This is a genomic window from Nocardia sp. NPDC001965, from assembly GCF_053594175.1.
This window is the reverse complement of the sequence record NZ_JBSFDZ010000004.1, coordinates 94,652-116,534: the sequence shown is the minus strand read 5'-3', so window position 1 is coordinate 116,534 and position 21,883 is coordinate 94,652. Positions and strand designations below refer to the sequence as shown.

Genomic DNA, 21,883 nt, shown 5'->3' with positions numbered 1-21,883 from the left:
GCCGGTCGCGCCGGCCCCACCCGGCCGGTTCATTCCGCCGTGAGCTGCTGGTCGATCAGCGCGAAGAGTTCCTCGGCACTGGCCTGTTCGACCGCGGCCTGGTCGACACCGGTATCGGCCTCGGATTCCGGCAGGGCGTCGGCCAGTAGTGCGCGCAGGCCGTCGGCCAGCCGCGACCTGTCCTGCGCGGACGGGAGGTTCACGAACATGGTCCGCAGTGCATCGAGCTGGTCGTCCACGGCCGACCCGTTCGATGCCACCGGAGCGGCGGCGGCTGCCTCCTCGACCAGGGAGCGCAACATGCCCGCCACCGCTACAGCGGTCGGATAGTTGAACACCAGCGCATAGGGCAGGGTGACCCCCGCGGCCTCCGCCAGCCGGTTACGCAGTTCCACCGCGGCCAGCGAATCGAATCCCATTTCCTGGAAGGGCGTTTCGGGATCCAGGGCTGCGGTGTCCGAATAGCCCAGCACCGCCGCGGCATGCGCACGCACCACATCGAGAACCACTGTGTCGCGCTGTTCCTCCGGCACCTCGGCCAATCGTGCGGCCAGCGCATTGCCACCGGCGCCCGGCATCTCGGGTCCGGACTCCCGCCGGGCCCGGGGTACCGGAACCAGGGCGGCGAGTACGGCGGGCAGGCGGCCGTCGCGGGCGCCCGCCGCCAGTGTCGGCCGGTCGAAATCGACGCAGACGGCGGTCGCCGCATCCGTGGCGACTGCCGCGTCCAGATAGGCGGTCCCGGCCGTATCGCTCAGTGGTGCGATACCCATCCGGCGCAGCCGGGCCACCGCGGCCCGGTCCAGCGCCCCCGTCATCCCCACTTCCTGGCTCCAGGCGCCCCAGGCCACCGAGAGCGCGGGCAGACCGGCGACCCGGCGTTCGTGCGCCAGTGCGTCCAGGAAGGAGTTGGCCGCCACATAGTTACCCTGCCCGGGAGCGCCGAGTACCCCGGCCACCGACGAGAACACCACGAATGCCGCCAGCTCGGAGCCGCGGGTCAGCTCGTCCAGATTCAGCGCGCCGTCGACCTTCGGGGTGAGTACCCGGTCGACCTGCTCCGCGGTCAGCGTATCGATGGTGGCGTCGTCGACGACTCCGGCGGAATGGATCACCGCGGTCAGCGGATACTCGGTACCGACGGAATCCAGGACGGCCGCCACACTCGCCCGGTCGGCGACATCGCAGGCGGCGACCCGGGCCCGCGCACCCAGTTCCGCCAGTTCGGCGACCAGCTCCGCAACGCCCGCCGCCGCGTCGCCGCGACGCGATACCAGCAGCAACTGCCGGACCCCGTGCGATACAACCAGATGCCGGGCGGTCACCGCGCCGAGGCCGCTGGTACCACCGGTGATCAGTACGGTGCCGGACCCGAAGGCACCGCTGCGCCCGGTCGCGGTATCGGCGGCCGGTGGCTCGGCCGGGGTCAACCGGGGTACCGACAGCTGCGAATCACGCACGGCCACCTGCGGTTCCCCGGTATCCAGCACGCTGCGCAGGATTGCGGGGTCCAGTCCGCCGTCGTGGTCCAGCAGCAGGAACCGGCCGGGATGCTCGGACTGCGCACTGCGCACCAGACCGGCCACCGCGGCGGCGACCGGGTCCACCGGGGCGCCGGGTAGCGCCGCCGCACCGCGGGTGGCGACCACGAGCCGGATATCGGCCGTCCGTTCGGCGGCCAGCCAGGCCCGCAGCATCGCCAGGGTCGTGTGTACCGCGGCCCGGACCGCGTTCGCCCGGCCGGCCTCCGGCGCAGTGAGGTCGAGCACCTCCGGCGCAGCGGAATCGAGCACCTCCGGCGCGGCGGAATCGAGCACCTCCGGCGCGGCGGAATCGAGCACCTCCGGCGCGGCGGGATCGGGCAGCGACCACACCACGGTATCCGGGAGGACCTCGGCCGCGACGAGTTCCGCCGTATCGGCGAAGTGACGGTCGATGCCCGGTACGCGCACCGCCCCCAGCACCGCCGGTGCCAGGACTCCGCTTCCCGCGGTGGGTGTTCGGGCCGGTACCCAGCGCAGGACCAGCGGTGCCGGACCCGCCTTCGCACCGGCGGCGGCAAGTGCCTCCGGAGTCACCCCGCGCGCGGTCACCGACTCGACCGACGCCACGAACGCGCCGGTGCCGTCGGCGATATCGATACCGATCTGTCCGTCCCCGCGTGAGACCACGCGGGCCCGCGCGGCCGCGACACCGGCCTGCCCCAGCCGAACCCCGGCGAACGAGAAGGGTAGCGGCACCTGCCCGGCCGCGACCTCACCGGTCAAGCCGTCGACGGCCGCGTGCAGGCAGGAATCCAGCAGAGCCGGGTGCACGCCGAAGCCCGCGACCGGACCGCTCGCGCTCTCGTCGAGGGTGACCTCGGCGAAGGTCTCGGTCCCCCGTTTCCAGAGGGCGGTGACGCCCCGGAAGGCCGGACCGTAGTCGAAACCGCGTTCGGCCAGGCGGTCGTAGAAGGCGGTGTCGTCCACCCGCTGGGCACCCGGCGGCGGCCACGCCTGCTCGTGCCACACCGGGGCGGACTCGGGGGCAGCGGCCAGGACACCGCTGGCGTGCAGCACCCACGGTGTCGCGGCAGGCGACTCGGTTCCACTCGCGCGGGAATGGATCTCGAACGCGCGCCGCCCGGAGCCGTCCGCCCCGGCCAGACCCACCTGGATATCCACTTCGGCTCCCGCGGCGATCACCAGCGGGGCGGCCAGTACGAGGTCCGCGACGGTATCCAGTTCCAGTCGCGCACCGGCGGCCGCCGCCATCTCCACGAACGCGGTACCCGGGAGCAGTACCGAACCGAGCACCGCGTGGTCGGCCAGCCACGGATGGGTGCGCAGCGACAGCACTCCGGTGAACAGCCATTCGTCCTTCGCCGCGAGCGGTACCGCGGCGGTGAGCAACGGATGCCCGAACGAACCGGTCGCCGGCTCGGGCGCCGGCTGCGGCCAGTACCGCTGCCGGCGGAAAGCGTAGGTGGGCAGGTCGACCCGGTGTGCCCGGCGCCCGGCGAATACGGGCGCCCAGTCCACCGGCGCGCCCGCCACCGCCAGCTGTGCGAGAACCGACACCAGCCCACGGACCTCGTCGACCGATCGGCGCGCCGCCGCGGCGACCACCGACCTGTCCTCGACATCCGGGGATTCGGCCAGGCATTCGCGGGTCATCGCGGTCAGCACCGCATCGGGTCCCACTTCGACGAAGGTCCGGACCCCCGACCCCACCAGCGCGTCCACGCCGGGCGCGAACCGTACGCATTCCCGTACCTGGTCCACCCAGTGCTCCGGGTCGGTGAGTTCCGCCGCGACCAGCGCGCCGGAAAGGTTCGACACCAGCGGCAACAGCGGTTCCCGGTAGGTCAGGCTCCGGGCCACCGCACGGAACTCGTCGAGCATCGGTTCCATGAGCTCGGAATGGAACGCGTGACTGACTCGCAGCCGGGCGGTCCGCACACCTTCGTCGGTGAACCGCTCCTCGATCTCCTCGATCGCCTCCTCGGTACCGGAGAACACCACCGACGACGGCCCGTTCAGCGCCGCGACCGACACCCGGCCGAGATAACCGAACGCGACCTCGGTCGCCTCGGTCTCGGTCACGGCGACGGCCACCATGGCGCCGCCTTCGGGCAGTGCGCCCATGAGCCGGCCGCGTGCCGCGACCAGTGCGCAGGCGTCCGGCAGCGACCACACTCCGGCCACGCAGGCCGCCGCGAGCTCGCCGATCGAATGCCCGGTCACCAGGTCCGGTACCACTGCGAAGGATTCCAGCAGCCGGAACATCGCCACCTCGAAGGCGAACAACGCCGGTTGGGTCCACTCCGTCCGGTCCAGGACCCCGGCCGGATCCTCGAACATCACTTCCCGCAGCGATCCACCCAGCAACGGATCGAACTCCGCGCACAATTCGTCCAGCGCCGCCGCGAACACCGGGAACGCCGCCGAGAGCGCGCGACCCATCCCCACTCGCTGCGCACCCTGACCGGTGAACAGGAAAGCCGTCCGACCGGCGACCGGGCCGCCCGCGAACACGCCCGGCCTCGCCGTGCCGCCGGCCAGCGCGGTCAATCCCGCCAGCAGTTCGGCTCGATCGGCGCCGAGCACCAGCGCGCGCCGGTTCAGCTCCGCCCGTGAATCCAGCAGCGACCGGGCCACCGACCACAGCTCGGCCGCCGGCCGGTCCGCCAGCAGATCCCGCAGCCGCTGGGCCTGTGCCCGCAGTGCCTCATCGGATTTCGCGGAGACCCGCAGCGGCACCACCCCGATATCGACCGCCCCCGCCGGATCCGTATCGGCTGCCACCGGTGCGGTGGGGGCCTCCTCGACGATCACGTGCGCGTTGGTCCCGCTGATCCCGAACGAGGACACCCCGGCCCGCCGTACCCGGCCGGCCGCCGCGGGCCACTCCCGGGCCTCGGTGAGCACCTCGACCGATCCGGCCGACCAGTCCACGTGCGGGGACAGTTCGTCCACGTGCAGGGTGCGCGGCAGTTCCTCGTGCCGCAGTGCCTGCACCATCTTGATGACACCACCGACACCGGCGGCGGCCTGGGTGTGCCCGATATTCGATTTCAGCGAGCCGATCCGCAGCGGTTCGGGCCGCTCACGGCCATAGGCGCTGAGCAGTGCCTGCGCTTCGATCGGATCCCCGAGCGCAGTACCCGTACCGTGCGCCTCGACCACGTCCACATCCGCCGGCACCAGTCCGGCGTCGGCGAGCGCGGCCGCGATGACCCGCTCCTGTGACGGCCCGTTCGGCGCGGTCAGGCCGTTGCTCGCACCGTCCTGGTTCACCGCCGAACCACGGATGACGGCCAGGACCCGGTGACCGGCACGCTGGGCGTCGGACAACCGTTCCAGCACCAGCACACCCGCGCCCTCGGCCCAGGCGACCCCGTCGGCGGCGGCCGAGAAGGATTTGCACCGGCCGTCGGCGGCCAGCCCGCGCTGCCGCGAGAAGTCCACGAACACCGACGGAGTCGACATCACCGTCGCACCGCCGACCAGCGCCAGCGTGCTCTCCCCGGCCCGCAGCGCGCGGCACGCCGTATGCAGTGCGACCAGCGACGAGGAACAGGCGGTGTCCATGGTCACCGCCGGGCCCTCCAGGCCGAGCGCGTAGGACACCCGGCCCGAAACCACGCTGCCCGCCGCACCGGTAGCGATATAGCCCTCCATCTCGGGCCCCGCCCGGCGGGTCAGTACGTCGTAGTCCTGGTACATCACCCCGGTGTAGACACCGGTATCGCTGCCCCGCAGCGAGGTGGGGTCGATACCGGCGTGTTCGATCGCCTCCCAGGACACTTCGAGCAGCAACCGCTGCTGCGGGTCCATGGCGACCGCCTCACGCGGTCCGATACCGAAGAATCCGGCATCGAATTCGGCCGCGTCCAGCAGGAATCCGCCCTCCCGCACGTACGAGGTGCCCGGATGCGCCGGATCCGGATCGAAGAGCCGCTCCAGATCCCAGCCGCGGTCCGCGGGGAACCCGGTGATCGCGTCCCGGCCCGCGGCCACGAGATCCCAGAGCTGGTCCGGGGATTCGACACCCCCGGGATACCGGCAGGCCATACCGACGATGGCGATCGGTTCCTCGGTACGGGTCCGCCGCGCTGCCCGGGCGACGGTCGTCGTGGCACCGTCGAGTTCGGAGCGCACATAGCGGGCGATGGCCGCGGCGGTCGGATAGTCGAAGGCCAGGGTCGAGGGCAGCCGGAGACCGGTCGCCTTGCCCAGCCGGTTACGGAACTCCACCGCGCCCAGCGAATCGAAACCGAGTTCGCTGAACGGCTTCTCGACCTCGATCAGCGCGCCGGACGCATAGCCCAGCACCGCCGCGACCTGATCGCGGACGAAATCGAGCACGATGGCGTCGTGTTTGTCGGCGGGCGCCCCGGCCAGCCGGCGCGGCAGGTCACCGCCGCCCCCTTCGGCGCGGCGCGACCGCGGAACCAGCGAACGCACCAACCCGGGCAGCAGCCCCGCGCGCACCTGGAGCGACAGCGCCGCCGTATCGAAATCGACGGCGGCGACGAAAGGTGTCGCCGTCCCGCCCGCTCGGTCGAAGAACGCGAGTCCGTCGGCGGCCGCCAGCGAACGCAGGCCCATCCGGGCCATCCGCTCCGTGGCGCCCGCCGCCAGCGTCGCGGTCATCCCGCCGCTCTGCTCCCACGGTCCCCAGGCCACCGATACCGCGGCGAGCCCGGCGTGGGCGCGGCGCCGCGCCAGTGCGTCCAGTACGGAGTTCGCCGCCGCGTAGTTGCCCTGTCCCGGCGAGCCGAGTACCGCCGCGATCGAGGAGAACAGCACGAACGCCGACAGGTCGAGACCGGCGGTGAGCTCGTGCAGATGCAAGGCCGCGTCCACCTTCGGCGCGAGCACGGTATCGATCTGTTCCGGGGTCAAGGTGTCGAGGGTCGCGTCGGCCAGCACACCGGCCGCGTGTACGACGGCCGTCAGCGCCGGGCCGGTGGCCGCGATCTCGTCGAGTACCGCGGCCAGCGCGGCCCGGTCGCCCACATCGCAGGCACGTACCCGCACATTCGCGCCCAGTCCGGTCAGTTCGGCGACGAGTTCGGCCGCGCCCTCGGCCTTCTCGCCACGCCGGGACACCAGGACCAGGTCGGTCACCCCGTGCGCACCGGCGATATGGCGCGCGACCAGTGCGCCCAGCCCGCCGGTCCCACCGGTGATCAGAACCGAGCCCGATCCGAGATCGGTCCCCGGCCCCGGCGCCTCGTACCGGGCCAGGCGCGGCACCAGCAGGGCGCCCGCCCGGACCGCGAACTGTTCGTCCTCGGCACCGAGTGCGGCGCCGATCAGTTCGGCGGTGACCTCGGCACCGGGTTCGGTGTCCAGCAGTACGATCCGCCCGGGATTCTCCGACTGCGCACTGCGCAGCAGACCCCAGGTCGCCGCGGCCGTCAGATCCGGTTCCTCGCCCGGCAGGCCCGCACCACCCTGGGTGACGACCACCAGCCGGGCGGTTCCCGCGGTGGGCAGGCGCAGCCAGGCCCGGACGGCAGTGGTCACCTCGTGGACTCGTTCGCGTATCGCGCGCGCCGGATCCGCCGCATCGACCGGATCCGGCCGGACACACCAGACCACCGCGTCCGGCTGTGGTTCTCCCGCAACGGATCCGGAATCGCCGGCGGTCCGGGCGGCATCGATCAGCGCGGACATATCCGGGTAGGTCCCGGCAAAACCGGCCGTCGCCGGCAGCCCGGCCGCTGTCAGGACGAGAGCGCCCTCGGTCCGCGCCGCGGATTCGGGTGCGGTCCACTGCACCTCGTAGAGCGGGCGCGATCCCGCGGCCCGCCCCTGGCCGAGTACCCGGCTGTTCACCGGGCGGGCCTGTAGCGCCGCCACCGTCAGGACCGGTTCACCGGCGGCGTCGAAGGTTTCGACCCGCAGCGTTTCCGCGCCGGTACGCCGGATCCGCACCCGGACCGCCGAGGCGCCGGGACGGAACAACCGCACCCCGTTGAACGAGAACGGCAGCGGCAGTTCGTCCTGCGGCAGCTCGGCGATCCAGGCGTGCACGCCGGCGTGCAGCGCGGCGTCCAGCAGCGCCGGATGGATCCCGAAACGGGCCGCGTCGGTGTCGAGTTCGGCGGGCAGCGCCACCTCGGCGAGAATGTCCTCGCCTGTCTGCCACAGCTGCCGCACGCCCTGGAAGGCGGGCCCGTAGCCGAAACCGCGGGCGGCGAGTTCGTCGTAGAGGGTTTCGCCGGAGGTCGATCCGCTCTCGGGCAGCGGCTCCGCGTCGTCGATCGCGCCCGCCCCGACCCGCACACCCGGTGCCAGCACACCGCGGGCGTGGATGCTGCCGGAATCACCGGCCGGCTGTTCCCCCGCGACCCGCGAGGCGACCACGAAGCGCCGCCGCCCGTCGGGATCCGGTGCCTCGACACCGACCTGGATATCGACCGCGCTACCGGCGTCCAGCCGCAGCGGTGCCTCCAGCACCAGTTCGTCGATCAGTTCGGTGCCCAGCCGGGCACCTGCCGCCAGCGCCAGTTCCACGAAACCGGTGCCCGGCAGCAGTACCGTGTCGAAGACCTGATGGTCGGCCACCCACGGCTGCGCGTCGATCGCGAGCCGGCCGGTGAACAACCATTCGTCCTTCCCGGGCAACGCCGTCACCGCGGCCAGCAGCGGATGGTCGGCGGCCCGCAGACCGAGCCGGCCCACATCGCCGGTCTCCGCGCCGGCCGGTAACCAGTACCGGGTCCGCTGGAAGGCGTAACTCGGCAACGGAACCCGGTGCGGAGACCGGCCCGCGTACAGCGGTTCCCAGCGCACGGGCGAACCGGCCGCGAACGCGGCGCCCAGGAAGGTGGTGAACCACGCGACCTCGTCGGTGCCGCGACGGGCGGCGGCGGCCACCAGCGACCGCGCATCGATATCGGGTTCGGTGGCCAGGCACTGCCGCGCCATCGCCGACAGCGCGGCATCCGGGCCCAGTTCCAGGAACCGCCGGGTACCGGTCGCCATCAGGGTCCGGATACCCGGTGCGAACCGGACGGCCCACCGGACCTGCCGGACCCAGTGTTCCGGTGTGGTCAGTTCCGCTTCGGCCAGTACACCGCTCATATCGGAGACGACCGGGATCGCCGGCGTGTGATAGGTCATCCGGGCGGCGACCGCGCGGAATTCGTCGAGCATGGGATCCATTCGCGCCGAATGGAAGGCGTGACTCACCCGAAGCCGGGTCGTCTTGCGACCGCGTTCGGCGAAGAGCCGCTCGATCTCCTCGACCGCGTCCTCGTCACCGGAGAGCACCACCGAGTACACACCGTTCACGGCGGCCAGCGACAGCCGCTCGCCGTACCCGGTGAGGGCCGTGGTGGCCTCGTCCTCGGATACCGCGACCGCGACCATCGCCCCGCCGGCCGGGAGGGCACCCATCAACCGGCCGCGAGCGGCCACCAGCGCGCAGGCGTCGGACAGCGACCAGACTCCCGCCACATAGGCCGCCACGAGCTCGCCGATCGAATGCCCCAGCAGCACATCCGGAGTGGGTCCGAACGACGTCACCAGGCGGTACATCGCGACCTCGAACGCGAACAGGGCCGGTTGGGTGAACTCCGTCCGGTCCAGTACCCCGCCGGGATCGGTGAACATCACCTCTCGAAGCGAGCGGCCCAGCAGCGGATCGAATTCCGCGCAGACCTCGTCGAGTGCCGCCGCGAACACCGGGAACGCCGCGTAGAGTTCGCGACCCATCCCCACCCGCTGCGCACCCTGACCGGTGAACAGGAACGCGGTACGCCCACTCCCGGCCGCACCGGCGACCACCCCGGCCGCGTCCGAGGTGTCGCCCTCGGCGAGCGCGGCCAGACCGGCCAGCAACTCCGTCCGGTCCCGCCCCACCACCACGCCGCGGTGGTCCAGCAGGGCCCGGGAGCTGGTCAGGGACCAGGACACATCCCACAGGCCGGTGCCGGTATCGGCGAGCATGTGCTCGTGCAGCGAGCGGGCCTGCGCCCGGAGCCCGGCCTCGGATCTGGCCGAGACGACCCACGGAACGACCGCCGAAGTGATCGTCGGCTCGGCCACCGGCAGATCCGGTCCGGCAACCGCGGGATCGTCCGCCACCGGTTCGTCTCCGGCCTCCGGCGCCGGAGTCTGTTCCACCGCCGGTTCGGCCGGCGGTTCCTCGATGATCACGTGCGTATTGGTGCCACTGACACCGAAGGACGAGACACCCGCCCGGCGCACCCGCTCCCCGGCCGGCCACGGCTCCGCCTCGGTCAGCAACCGCACCGTCGCGGAGTCCCACTCCACATGGGGGGTGGGCGCATCCACGTGCAGGGTGCGCGGCAGGGATTCGTGGCGCATGGCCTGCACCATCTTGATCACACCACCCACCCCCGCCGCCGCCGAGGTATGACCGATATTCGACTTCAACGACCCCAACCGGAACGGACCACTCCCACCCCGCGACCCGTACACATTGATCAACGCCCGCGCCTCGATCGGATCACCCAGCATCGTCCCGGTACCGTGCGCCTCCACCGCATCGATATCGGACGGTTCGAGACCGGCACTCGCGAGAGCAGCGGCGATCACGCGTTCCTGCGAGGGACCGTTGGGGGCGGTCAGCCCGTTGCTGGCACCGTCCTGGTTGACCGCGGTCCCCCGGACCACCGCCAGCACCGTATGCCCCGACCGCCGCGCATCCGACAGCCGTTCCAGCACCAACATGCCGAGACCCTCGGAGAAACCGGTCCCATCAGCCCCCGCCGCGAACGCCTTACACCGCGCATCCACCGACAACGCCCGCTGCCGCGCAAAAGCGATCAACAACGACGGATCCGACATCACCGTCACCCCACCCGCCAACGCCAGCGACGTATCCCCCTGCCGCAACGCCTGACACGCCAGATGCAACGCCACCAACGACGACGAACACGCCGTATCCACCGACAGGGTCGGGCCCTTGAAACCGAAGGTGTAGGACACCCGCCCGGAGAGCACGCAGCTGGCCGCGCCCAGGTAGGCGTGGCCTTCCGATTCGGCCGTCAGTTCCGGCGAACCGACGCGCGGACCGTAGTACTGGTGGAACACACCGGCGAAGAACCCGGTATCGCTACCGCGCAACGAGACCGGGTCTATCCCGGCGTCCTCCAGCGCCTCCCACGACGCCTCCAGCATCAACCGCTGCTGCGGATCCATCACCGCGGCCTCGCGCGGGCCGATCCCGAAGAAACCGGCATCGAAATCCGGTGCGGAGTGCAGGAATCCGCCCTCCCGGGTGTAGATGGTGCCCGGGACATCGGGGTCCGGGTCGTAGAGCCGGTCCAGATCCCAGCCGCGATCGGCGGGCAGCGGCCCCACCGCGTCGGTACCGGCGTCGACCAGTTCCCACAGTTGTGCGGGTGTGCGGACCTCACCGGGATAGCGACAGCTCATCCCGACGATGGCGATGGGTTCGCGGGCCCGGTCCTCGAGCTCACCGATGTGTTTGTTGGCTGCGCGCAGGTCTCCGGTCAGTTTCCGCAGATACCGGGTGAGCCGTTCTTCGTTGCTCATGCTCGGCCGAACTCCTCATCGATCAGATCCAAAAGCTCGTCGCTCGAATGCGCGGCGAGGTCGTCGTATTCGTCGGCCGGCCAGTGGCCGCCCAGATGCGTTCGCAGCCGGTCGCCGATCCCCAGCAACGCGGTGACCGTCGCGTCGTCGGCACCGGCGGTGGCCAGCACCCGGTCGAGAAGGTCCGTGAGCCGGGCCAGATCGTCGGTGGCGGCGGCCGTTTCGGCGGGCGGGGCCGCCGCGACCGTCGCGGCCAGCTGCTCGTGCAGATATCCGGCCATATCCGCCAGCGTCGGATAGTCGAAGACCAGGGTCGACGGCAATTGCAGACCGGTGACCTTGGACAGCCGGTTCCGGAAATCCACCCCGCCCAGCGAATCGAAGCCGAGCTCGTCGAAGCCCTGCTCGGGCCGGATATCGGCAGCCGACGGATGGCCGAGCACCGCCGCGGCCTGGTCGAGCACCAGATCGACGACGGCCTGCTCCCGTTTGTCCGCCGGAATCCGCTCCAGCGCGAACCCCCGGGACCGGTTGCGCTGGGCACCCGGCCGGTCCGGGCTCCGGAGGAACCCGTGTAGTGCGGCGGGCACCGTATCCGCCTGTCCCGTCCGGCGCAGGGTCTGCGCGTCGAAGGACAGCGGCACCACCACCGGATCCGGACCACCGCCGGCGACGGTATCGAACAACCGCAGCCCGTCCGCGCGGCCGAGCGGATGCACCCCGGCACGGGCCAGCCGGGCGATACCGGCGTCATCGAGGGTGCCGGCCATACCGCCGGTCCCCGCTCGCTCCCACAGACCCCAGGCGAGCGCGACCGCCGGCAGCCCGTCGGCCCGGCGCCGTTTCGCCAGTGCGTCGAGGAAGCTGTTGGCGGCCGCGTAATTGCCCTGGCCCGCCGAGCCGAGCACGCCGGCGATGGAGGAGAACAGGACGAACGCCGAGAGATCGGCTTCCCGGGTGGCCTCGTGCAGGATCCAGGCCGCGTCGGCTTTCGAGGTGAGGACATGATCGGTTCGCTCGGCCGTCAGCGAGGCGATCGTCGCGTCGTCGAGCGTGCCGGCCGCGTGGATCACAGCCGTCAGCGGCCGGTCGGCCGGGACCGCGGCGAGCAGCTCCCGCACCGCGTCCCGGTCGGCGACGTCACAGGCCGCGATCCGCGGCAGCGCGCCCGCCGCCGCCAATTCCGCGCTCAGTTCCGCAGCACCCGCCGCGTTCGTGCCGCTCCGCGACACCAGCAGCAGATCCCGGATCCCGTATTCGGCGACCAGATGCCGGGCCAGCACCGCGCCCAGTCCGCCGGTGCCGCCGGTGATCAGCACCGTGCCGGAACCGAATTCCGGTCGGGCCGTGACCACCGTCTCGCGGGCGACCAACCGCGGCACGAACGCGGTCCCGCCCCGCACCGCGAGATCGGCGGCACCGGTCGCGAGAGCCCGCCGGACCACCTCGGCCGGGACCGGCCCGTCGGCGGCGGCCAGATCGAGCAGCACGATCTGCCCCGGGTACTCGGCCTGCGCGCTGCGGACCAGCCCGGCCGCCGCGGCGGCGGCGAGATCCGGTACCTCACCGGGCAGTCCGGCGGCGTCGCCGGTGAGCACCACGAGCCGGGTACCGGCGGCGGCACCGCTGTCCTGCCATGTCTGCAACATCCGCAGTGCCGCATGCACTCGGGCACGGGTCGCATCGGCGATATCACCGCCCGGCGCCGCCGCGTCGCCGGCGAGCGACCACAGCACCGCCGCGGGCAGTTCGCCCGGACGGCCGGCGACCGCGGCCGGATCCGGGAACCGGTCCGCCACCTCGGTCACCGGTACCGATCCGAGCGCCGCGAGGGCACCGGTGAACGGCTCGGCACCCGGCCCCGCCTCGGTCCACTCCGGCCGCAGGGCCGTCGCCGTCGCCGTCGACGAACCCCGCAACTTGTCGACGTCGTAGGTGCGCATCACGGCTTCGTCGATGGAGACCACCGGGTTTCCGTCGGCGTCCATCGCGATGATGGCGATGGCGTCCGCGCCCTTCGACACGGCCATCACCCGCAGCGGGCCCGGTCGCGCCACCTCGTGGAATCGGGCACCGGCCCAGCGGAACAGCAGCTTGCCGACGCTCGGGTCGCCGTCGAGCTCCGGCCACATCAGGCAGGCGAGGCCGGCGTGCCCGAGCCCGTCCATGAGCCCCGGGTGCACGGTGAAATCCTCCGGATCCACGGCGGGATCCAGCGCGACCTCCGAGAAGACGGTGTCACCACGGCGCCAGGCGCGATCGGTACCGCAGAACGACGGGCCGTATTCGAGCCCGGCCGCCGCCGCGATATGCGCCGGAATCCAGTCCGGATCCACGGGTTCGGCGTCGCGCGGTGGCCAGGGTTCGGCGCGCAACCGGTCGAGCAGCGGTTCGGCCACCGGCCGCTCCCCGGCCAGGATGCCGCTGGCATTGCGCACCCATTCCGCGCCGTCACCGGCGACGCGGTAGTGGAAAGTGAAGTGGCGGCGGCCCGTTTCGTCGGCCTCGTCCACCAACACCTGCAGTTCGATCGCGCCGTCCGCCGGCGGCAGCACCGGCGCCTCCAGGGTGAGTTCCTCCACCCCGGCGCAGCCGAATCGCGGGCCCGCGACCAGCAGCATCTCCAGTAGCGCGGTACTGGGTACGACCATCACCCCGTGGCTGGCGTGATCGGCCAGCCACGGATGGGTGCGGGCCGACAACCGCCCGGTGAGCAACCATTCGTCCTTGCCCGCGAGCCGCACCGCATCGGTCAGCACCGGGTGACCCGAGCCGCTCGCGGCGATCTCGGCCGGCGGCCGCAACCAATAACGCTGATGCTGGAAGGCATAGGTGGGCAGCGGTACCCGCGATACCGCGCGCCCCGCATACAGCGGCCGCCAGTCGACCGGCAGCCCGGCCACCTGCGCCCGCGCCAGCGCGGCCACGAACTGGGCGGGTTCGGCCGCGGCCCGGCGGGCCGCGGCGATCACTGTCGATTTCGCCTCGGCACCCGGGATCTCGGCCAGACACTGCCGAGTCATCGCGGTGAGGACGGCGTCCGGTCCGATCTCCAGGAACCGTCGCACCCCGGCAGCAACGAGCGTTTCGACACCCGGCGCGAACCGGACGCAGCCACGCACCTGCGCGACCCAGTGCTCCGGATCGGTGAGCTCGGCTCCGGCGACCGCACCGGTGAGGTTCGAGACGACCGGGATCGCCGGCTGATGATAGGTCAGCCCGGCCGCCACGGCCCGGAATTCGTCGAGCATCGGTTCCATCAGCGCCGAATGGAACGCGTGGCTCACCCGCAATCGGCTGCTCTTGTACCCCGCGTCGACGGCGCGGCGCTCCACCTCGGCCACCGCGTCGGCGGCGCCGGAGAACACCACTGCCGCCGGTCCGTTCACCGCCGCGATCGACAACCGGTCGCCGTATCCGGCGATCAGCTCGGCCGCTGCGGTCTCGCCGACCGCGACCGCCGTCATGGCGCCGCCCGCCGGGAGCGCACCCATCAGCCGGCCGCGCGCGGCCACCAGGCGGCAGGCATCGGACAGCGACCACACCCCGGACACATAGGCGGCCACGAGTTCGCCGATCGAATGGCCGATGACCATATCGGGCACCAGCCCGAACGATTCGACCAGTCGGTACAGCGCCACCTCGTAGGCGAAGAGCGCGGGCTGGGTGAATTCGGTCCGGTCCAGTGCCGCCGGATCGGCCGGCTCGAACACCAGATCCTTCGGCGAACGCCCCAGCAGCGGCTCGAATTCCGCGCAGACCTCGTCGAACGCCGCGGCGAAGACGCGGTACGAACGGTACAGGTCCGCCCCCATACCGATACGCTGCGCACCCTGCCCGGTGAACAGGAAGGCGGTCTTACCCGCGCCGGTGACGCCTTCGGCCACGGTGGCCGATTCGGTCCCGGCGGCGAGATCGCCGAGCCCGGCGAGCAACTCGGCGCGATCCGCGCCCACGACCGCGGCCCGCCACTCCAACTGCGCACGGGTTTCGACCAGCGCGGCCGCGAGATCGCGGGCCGGGGTGTCCGGCCGGGTGGACCACCAGTTCCGCAGCCGCTCGGCCTGGGCCCGCAACCCGGCCTGGGACGTACCCGAAACCAGCAGCGCGACCGGTGACTCCGGCACTTCCCCGGTCGCCGGTGCCGACGGCTCGGCCGAGACACCGGGCGCGGGTGCTTCTTCCAGGATGACGTGCGAATTTGTACCGCTGACCCCGAACGACGAGACCCCGGCCCGCCGGACCCGCCCGCCGGCCGGCCACGGCTGCGCCGCGGTCAGCACCTCGACATCCCCGCTGGACCAGTCCACGTGCGGGCTGGTCTCCTCCGCGTGCAGGGTGCGCGGCAGCATCTCGTGCCGCATCGCCTGCACCATCTTGATCACCCCGCCCACTCCGGCGGCGGCCACCGTATGGCCGATATTGGATTTGAGCGAACCGATACGCAGTGGCCGACCGGCCCGGTCACCGCCGTAGGCGGCGATCAGCGCCTGCGCCTCGATCGGGTCACCGAGTTTCGTTCCCGTACCGTGCGCCTCCACCGCGTCCACATCCGCGGGTTCCAGCCCCGCGTCGGCCAGCGCCGCCGCGATCACCCGCTCCTGCGACGGACCGTTCGGCGCGGTCAGACCGTTGCTCGCCCCGTCCTGGTTCACCGCCGTGCCGCGCACCAGCGCCAGAATGTTGTGACCGTTGCGGCGGGCGTCGGAGAGTCGCTCCAGCACCAGCACCCCGACGCCCTCGGCGAAGGCGACGCCGTCGGCGTCGGCGGAGAACGCCTTGCAGCGGCCGTCCGGCGAAAGCCCGCGCTGCCGCGCGAAATCGACGTACAGATAGGGGCTGGCCGCCACGGTCACCCCGCTGGCCAGCGCCATCGAACTCTCGCCGCGGCGCAGGGCCTGACATGCCAGATGCAGGGCGACCAGCGAGGACGAGCACGCGGTATCGACCGTCATGGCGGGTCCCTCGAGACCGAAGACGTAGGCCACCCGGCCGGATACGACACTGTTGGTGGTGCCGGTGAGCCGATAGCCCTCCAGATCACCCACCACCCGATCGACGTACCCCGAATAGCCCGCGCCGGCGAACACTCCGGCATCGCTACCGCGCAGCGATGCGGGATCGATTCCGGCGTCCTCCAGGGCTTCCCACGACACCTCGAGCAGCAGCCGCTGCTGCGGGTCCATCGCCGAAGCCTCCCGCGGGCCGATACCGAAGAATCCCGGATCGAAATCGCCCGCGTCGTAGAGGAACCCGCCGCGCCGCGTGTACACGGTTCCGGGTTTGTCGGCGTCCTCGTCGAACAGGCGCTCGAGATCCCAGCCACGATCGGCCGGGAAATCACCGGTGGCGTCGCGCCCGGCGGCGACCAGATCCCACAGCCCGTCGGCCGATTCGGCACCACCGGGGAAACGGCAGGCCATGCCCACGATAGCGATCGGCTCGTCCACCCGCGCCCGCCGCACGGCCTTCTTCGCCGGAGCACCGGACTCCGGGACCACCCGGGCCAGTACCAGTTTCGCCACCGCCTGCGGCGTCGGATGATCGAAGACGAGCGTGGACGGCAAGGTCAGACCGGAGGCCTTGCTCAGCCGGTTCCGGAATTCCACCGCGCCCAGCGAGTCCAGGCCGATCTCGTCGAACCGCTGATCGGGGCGGATATCGTTGCCCGAATCGTGGCCGAGTACTGCCGCCACCTGGTCACGGACCAGTTCGAGCACCAGATCCGCGCGCTGGGCCTCGGCTACCTCGGCGAGTGCGGCACCGAGCGTCCCGGCCGCGTGCACCACGGCGCTGTCGGGCTTCGCCGTACGCGCTGCCCGGCGCACCAGGCCGCGCAGCACCACCGGTACTGCGTCCGGATCGGTTTCCCGGCGCACCGCACCCGGATCGAAACGCAGCGGTACCAGCCGGGATTCGGTGCCTGCCAGTGCCGCGTCGAAGAGCCGGCGGCCGTCGGTCTCGCTCAGCGGGCTCAGCCCCAGCCGGTTCCACCGCGCCACCGCGACCCGGTCCAGTCCGCCGGTCATCCCGCTGCCCTGGTCCCAGGGACCCCAGGCCAGCGAGACCGCCGGCGCCCCGGCGGCCCGCCGCCGTTGAGCGAGCGCGTCCAGGAAACTGTTGGCCGCCGCGTAGTTCCCCTGACCGGCCGAACCCAATGCGGCAGCGACCGACGAGAACAGGACGAAGGCCGCGATCTCGCGATCGCGGGTCAGTTCGTCCAGCCACCAGGCACCGTCCACTTTCGGTGCCGCGACCCGGTCCACCTGCGCGCCGGTCAGCGTTTCGACGGTCGCGTCCTCCAGTACACCGGCCGTGTGCAGGATCGCCAGCGGCCGGTCGGATCCGATCCCGTCGAGCAGGCTCCGGACCGCGTCCCGGTCGGCCACATCACAGGCCACCACCCGGGTCCGGGCACCGGCCGCGGCCAGTTCGGCGACCAGTTCCGCGGCGCCCGGCGCGTCGAGGCCCCGGCGTGAGGTGAGCACCAGCTGCCGCACCCCGTATTCGGCCACCAGATGGCGGGCGAACAGCGCACCCAGCCCGCCGGTGCCCCCGGTGATCAGCACCGTCGCGTCCGGCGGTAGCGACCCCGCACCGCTACCGCCGGACGTCGCGGCCCGGACCAGGCGCGGTACCAGCGGTTGTCCCGCCCGGAGCGCGACCTGGGGTTCACCGCAACGCAGCGCCGCGACGAGGCGGTCACCGTCCACCGGCCGCTCCGGCTCCGCGTCGACGAGTACGAACCGCCCGGGATTCTCCGTCTGCGCGACACCGGCCAGACCCCGGATCGCCGCCGCACGCAGATCCGGGACCTCCCCGGGCAGCCCGGCGCCACCGGCGGTCACCACGACCAGGCGTGTCCCGGCGAGACGCTCCTCGGCGAGGAACGACCGGAATGCGGCGAGCGCGTCGCGCACCCCCGCCCGTACCTCGACCGGCGCACCGGGCGCCGCGCTCGCGGCCTGCCAGACCAGGACATCCGGTACCCGCTCGGCCACGGCCGCCGCGGCCGCGGTCGCGAACCGCATCTCGATTCCCGCGGTCTGCGCCTCCCCCAACAGCGCGAGCGACCACGATGTCTGCTCGTCCCCGCCGGTCGCCGCCGGTTCCCAGCGCACCTGATGCAGATTCGCCGCCTCACCGGGCAGCGTGGCGCGGAATTCCGCGACGTCGTACCGACGCATCACGACCGCGTCGACGGAGACGATCGGCTCGCCGGCCGGATCGACGGTCGCCACCGCGACGGTTTCCGGACCGGTCGCGACCGCGATCACCCGCAGGGTCGTGACCTCGGATCGGCGGCCGGCCGCGGATCCGTGGAAGCGCGCACCGCCCCAGCGGAACAGCAGCCGGCCGGTATCGGGGTCGCCGTCGCCGTCACCGCAGAGCAGCCGCGAGAAACCGGCGTGCATGACCATGTCCAGCAGCGCCGGATGTAGGAGATGGCGTCCGGCTTCCGGTGCCGCCGCGGTGTCCAGCGCGATCTCGGAGAACACGGTATCCCCGCGCTGCCAGGCCGCCCGGACGCCGATGAACGCCGGGCCGTACTCGAGACCGGTGTCCTTGGCGATCAGTGCCGGAAGTCGCGCGCTGTCCAGCTGTTCGGCATCCACCGGGGGCCAGGGCTCGTCGCGCAACTGCGCAGACAGATCAGGCGCCTCGGCGGGGACCGCGGCGAGCGCGCCCGTCGCATTGTGTACCCATTCGTCCGCACCCGCGGCGCGGAAATAGAACTCGAACGGGCGGCGGCCCTGTGCGTCGGCGGCCTGCACCAGTACCTGCAACTCGATCTCGTCGTCGCCGGTGGGCAGGATCGGCGCCTGCAGAGTGAGCTCGTCGACCGTGCCGCAGCCGATCCGGGCCCCGGCCACCAGCAGCATCTCGATCATGGTCGCACTCGGCAGCACGACCACGCCGTAGGTCATATGGTCGGCCACCCACGGATGGGTGCGCAGCGAGAAACGTCCGGTGAACAGCCATTCGTCGGAGCCCGCGAGCCCGACCACCCCGGTGAGGATCGGGTGTTCGAACGAGCCGACCCCGGTATCGCCACCGGAGTTCAGCCAGAAGCGCCGACGCTGGAAAGCATAGGACGGCAGGGCGATCCGGCGCGGCGTGCGGCCGGCGAACCAGGTCCGCCAGTCCACCGGCACTCCGGCGATATGGAGCTGCGCCAGCGCGGTGACGAACTGGGTGACCTCGGCTTCCTCTGGTGCCCGATCCCCCGTCGCGACCGGACGGCGCGCGGCCGCGGCCACCGTCGAGGCGGATTCGACCTCCGGATCCTCGGCCAGGCACCGCCGGGTGGCGGCGGCCAGTACGGCATCCGGTCCCACCTCCACGAAACGCCGGACACCGGCCGTGACCGCCGCGTCGACCCCGGGCGCGAACCGGACGCAACCGCGCACCTGCCGCACCCAGTGCTCCGGATCGGTCAGGGTGTCCCGGTCGATCTCACCGGAGACGTTCGACACCACGGCCCGGTTCGGCCGGGCGTAGGAGATACCCGCGGCCACCGTCCGGAATTCGTCGAGCATGGGATCCATCCGTGCCGAATGGAAAGCGTGGCTCACCCGCAGCCGGTTGGTCTTCACCCCCTGGGCGGCGAGCCGGACCTCGATCTCGGAGACGGCGTCCTCGTCGCCGGAGAGCACGGTCGAGGCCGGATCGTTGACGGCGGCGACCGAGATCCGGCCCGGGAAATCGGCCGCCAGTTCGTTCGCCGCGGTTTCGGTTACGGCCACCGCCAGCATCGCGCCGCCCACCGGCAACGCCCCCATCAACCGGCCGCGCGCGGCCACCAGCGCGCACGCATCCGGCAGCGACCACACCCCGGCCGCGTAGGCGGCGGCCAGTTCGCCGATCGAATGCCCGATCAGCACGTCCGGTGTGACACCGAACGATTCCAGCAGCCGCAGGATGGCCACTTCGAACGCGAAAAGCGCGGGTTGGGTGAACTCGGTACGTCCGAGAACACCGTCGGCGTCGGTGAACATCACCTCGCGCAGGGAACGGCCCAGCAGCGGGTCGAACTGCGCGCACACCTCGTCCAGTGCCGTCGCGAACACCGGGAAGGTCCGGTACAGCCCCGCACCCATGCCCGCCCGCTGCGCACCCTGACCGGTGAACAGGAAGGCCGTCCGGCCCGAACCCGTCCGGCCCTCCAGGATTCCGGGTGCCCCGGCCGCCACCTCGGCCAGCCCGGCGAGCAGTTCGCCGCGATCGCGTCCCGGCACCACGGCTCGCTGTTCCAGCAGCGCGCGCGAGGTCGCGAGGGAGTAGGCGAGGTCGTGCGGATCGGCCTCGGGCCCGGCGAGCAGCTGCTGCCGCAGTCGCTCCGCCTGGCCGCGCAGCGCTTCCCCGGATTTCGCCGAGAGTACGAGCGGAACCAGATCCGTCGCTGCGGCCGGCGCGACCGGTGCGGTGTCGTCCGCCGGAGCGGCCGGTTCGGCCGGCGCTTCCTCGAGGATCACGTGGGTATTGGTGCCGCTGACACCGAAGGACGAGACACCCGCCCGGCGCACCCGCTCCCCGGCCGGCCACGGCTCCGCCTCGGTCAGCAACCGCACCGTCGCGGGGTCCCACTCCACATGCGGGGACGGCGCGTCCACGTGCAGTGTCTTCGGCAACACTCCGTGCCGCATGGCCTGCACCATCTTGATCACACCACCCACCCCCGCCGCCGCCGAGGTATGACCGATATTCGACTTCAACGACCCCAACCGGAACGGACCACTCCCACCCCGCGACCCGTACACATTGATCAACGCCCGCGCCTCGATCGGATCACCCAGCATCGTCCCGGTACCGTGCGCCTCCACCGCATCGATATCGGACGGTTCGAGACCGGCACTCGCGAGAGCAGCGGCGATCACGCGTTCCTGCGAGGGACCGTTGGGGGCGGTCAGCCCGTTGCTGGCACCGTCCTGGTTGACCGCGGTCCCCCGGACCACCGCCAGCACCGTATGCCCCGACCGCCGCGCATCCGACAGCCGTTCCAGCACCAACATGCCGAGACCCTCGGAGAAACCGGTCCCATCAGCCCCCGCCGCGAACGCCTTACACCGCGCATCCACCGACAACGCCCGCTGCCGCGCAAAAGCGATCAACAACGACGGATCCGACATCACCGTCACCCCACCCGCCAACGCCAGCGACGTATCCCCCTGCCGCAACGCCTGACACGCCAGATGCAACGCCACCAACGACGACGAACACGCCGTATCCACCGAGACCGCCGGCCCTTTGAGACCCAGCGTGTAGGCGATGCGGCCGGACAGCACACTGTTGGATACGCCGAGATAGGCGTGCCCCTCGGTCTCCGCGGAGATATTCGCCGACCCGACGCGCGGCCCGTAGTTCTGGTGGATCACCCCCGCGAACACCCCGGTATCGCCACCGCGCAGCGACCCCGGATCGATGCCCGCGTCCTCCAGCGCCTCCCACGCCGCCTCCAGCATCAACCGCTGCTGCGGATCCATCGCCGCGGCCTCGCGCGGGCCGATGCCGAAGAAGGCGGCGTCGAAATCGCCGATGGCGTCGAGGAACCCGCCCTCCCGCGTATACACCGTGCCCGGCACATCGGGATCCGGGTCGAACAGCCGATCCAGATCCCAGCCCCGGTCCGCGGGGTAGTCGCCCACCGCGTCCACCCCGCCCGCGGTCAGCTCCCACAGTTGGGCGGGCGTCCGCACTCCACCGGGGTAGCGGCAGGCCATGCCGACGATCGCGATCGGTTCCCGCGACCGGTCGGTGAGCTCGCGCAGCTGCTGTTTGGTGTCGTAGAGCTCTTTCGCGGTCTTCTTGAGATACCGGCGTAGCTCGTCGTTGTCGGCCATCGGGGTGGAGCTCCTGAT

General features: G+C 71.8%; 1 protein-coding gene and 1 pseudogene. Both read right to left on the bottom strand.

Annotated features, from left to right (window positions below):
* Positions 1 to 29: 29 nt before the first annotated feature.
* Positions 30 to 11,024: pseudogene (locus tag ACWCPQ_RS08850) on the bottom strand (SDR family NAD(P)-dependent oxidoreductase); the annotation flags it as partial.
* Positions 11,021 to 21,865 (bottom strand): type I polyketide synthase, encoded by a 10,845-nt coding sequence (locus tag ACWCPQ_RS08845; protein WP_449896372.1) that lies wholly within the window; start codon positions 21,863 to 21,865, stop codon positions 11,021 to 11,023. The gene ACWCPQ_RS08845 and the pseudogene ACWCPQ_RS08850, both read right to left, overlap by 4 nt.
* Between the last annotated feature and the right edge of the window lie 18 nt (positions 21,866 to 21,883).

Excerpts from the sequence above, each read along its gene's own strand:
- ACWCPQ_RS08845 (WP_449896372.1), bottom strand. The coding sequence starts at position 21,865 with ATGGCCGACAACGACGAGCTACGCCGGTATCTCAAGAAGACCGCGAAA.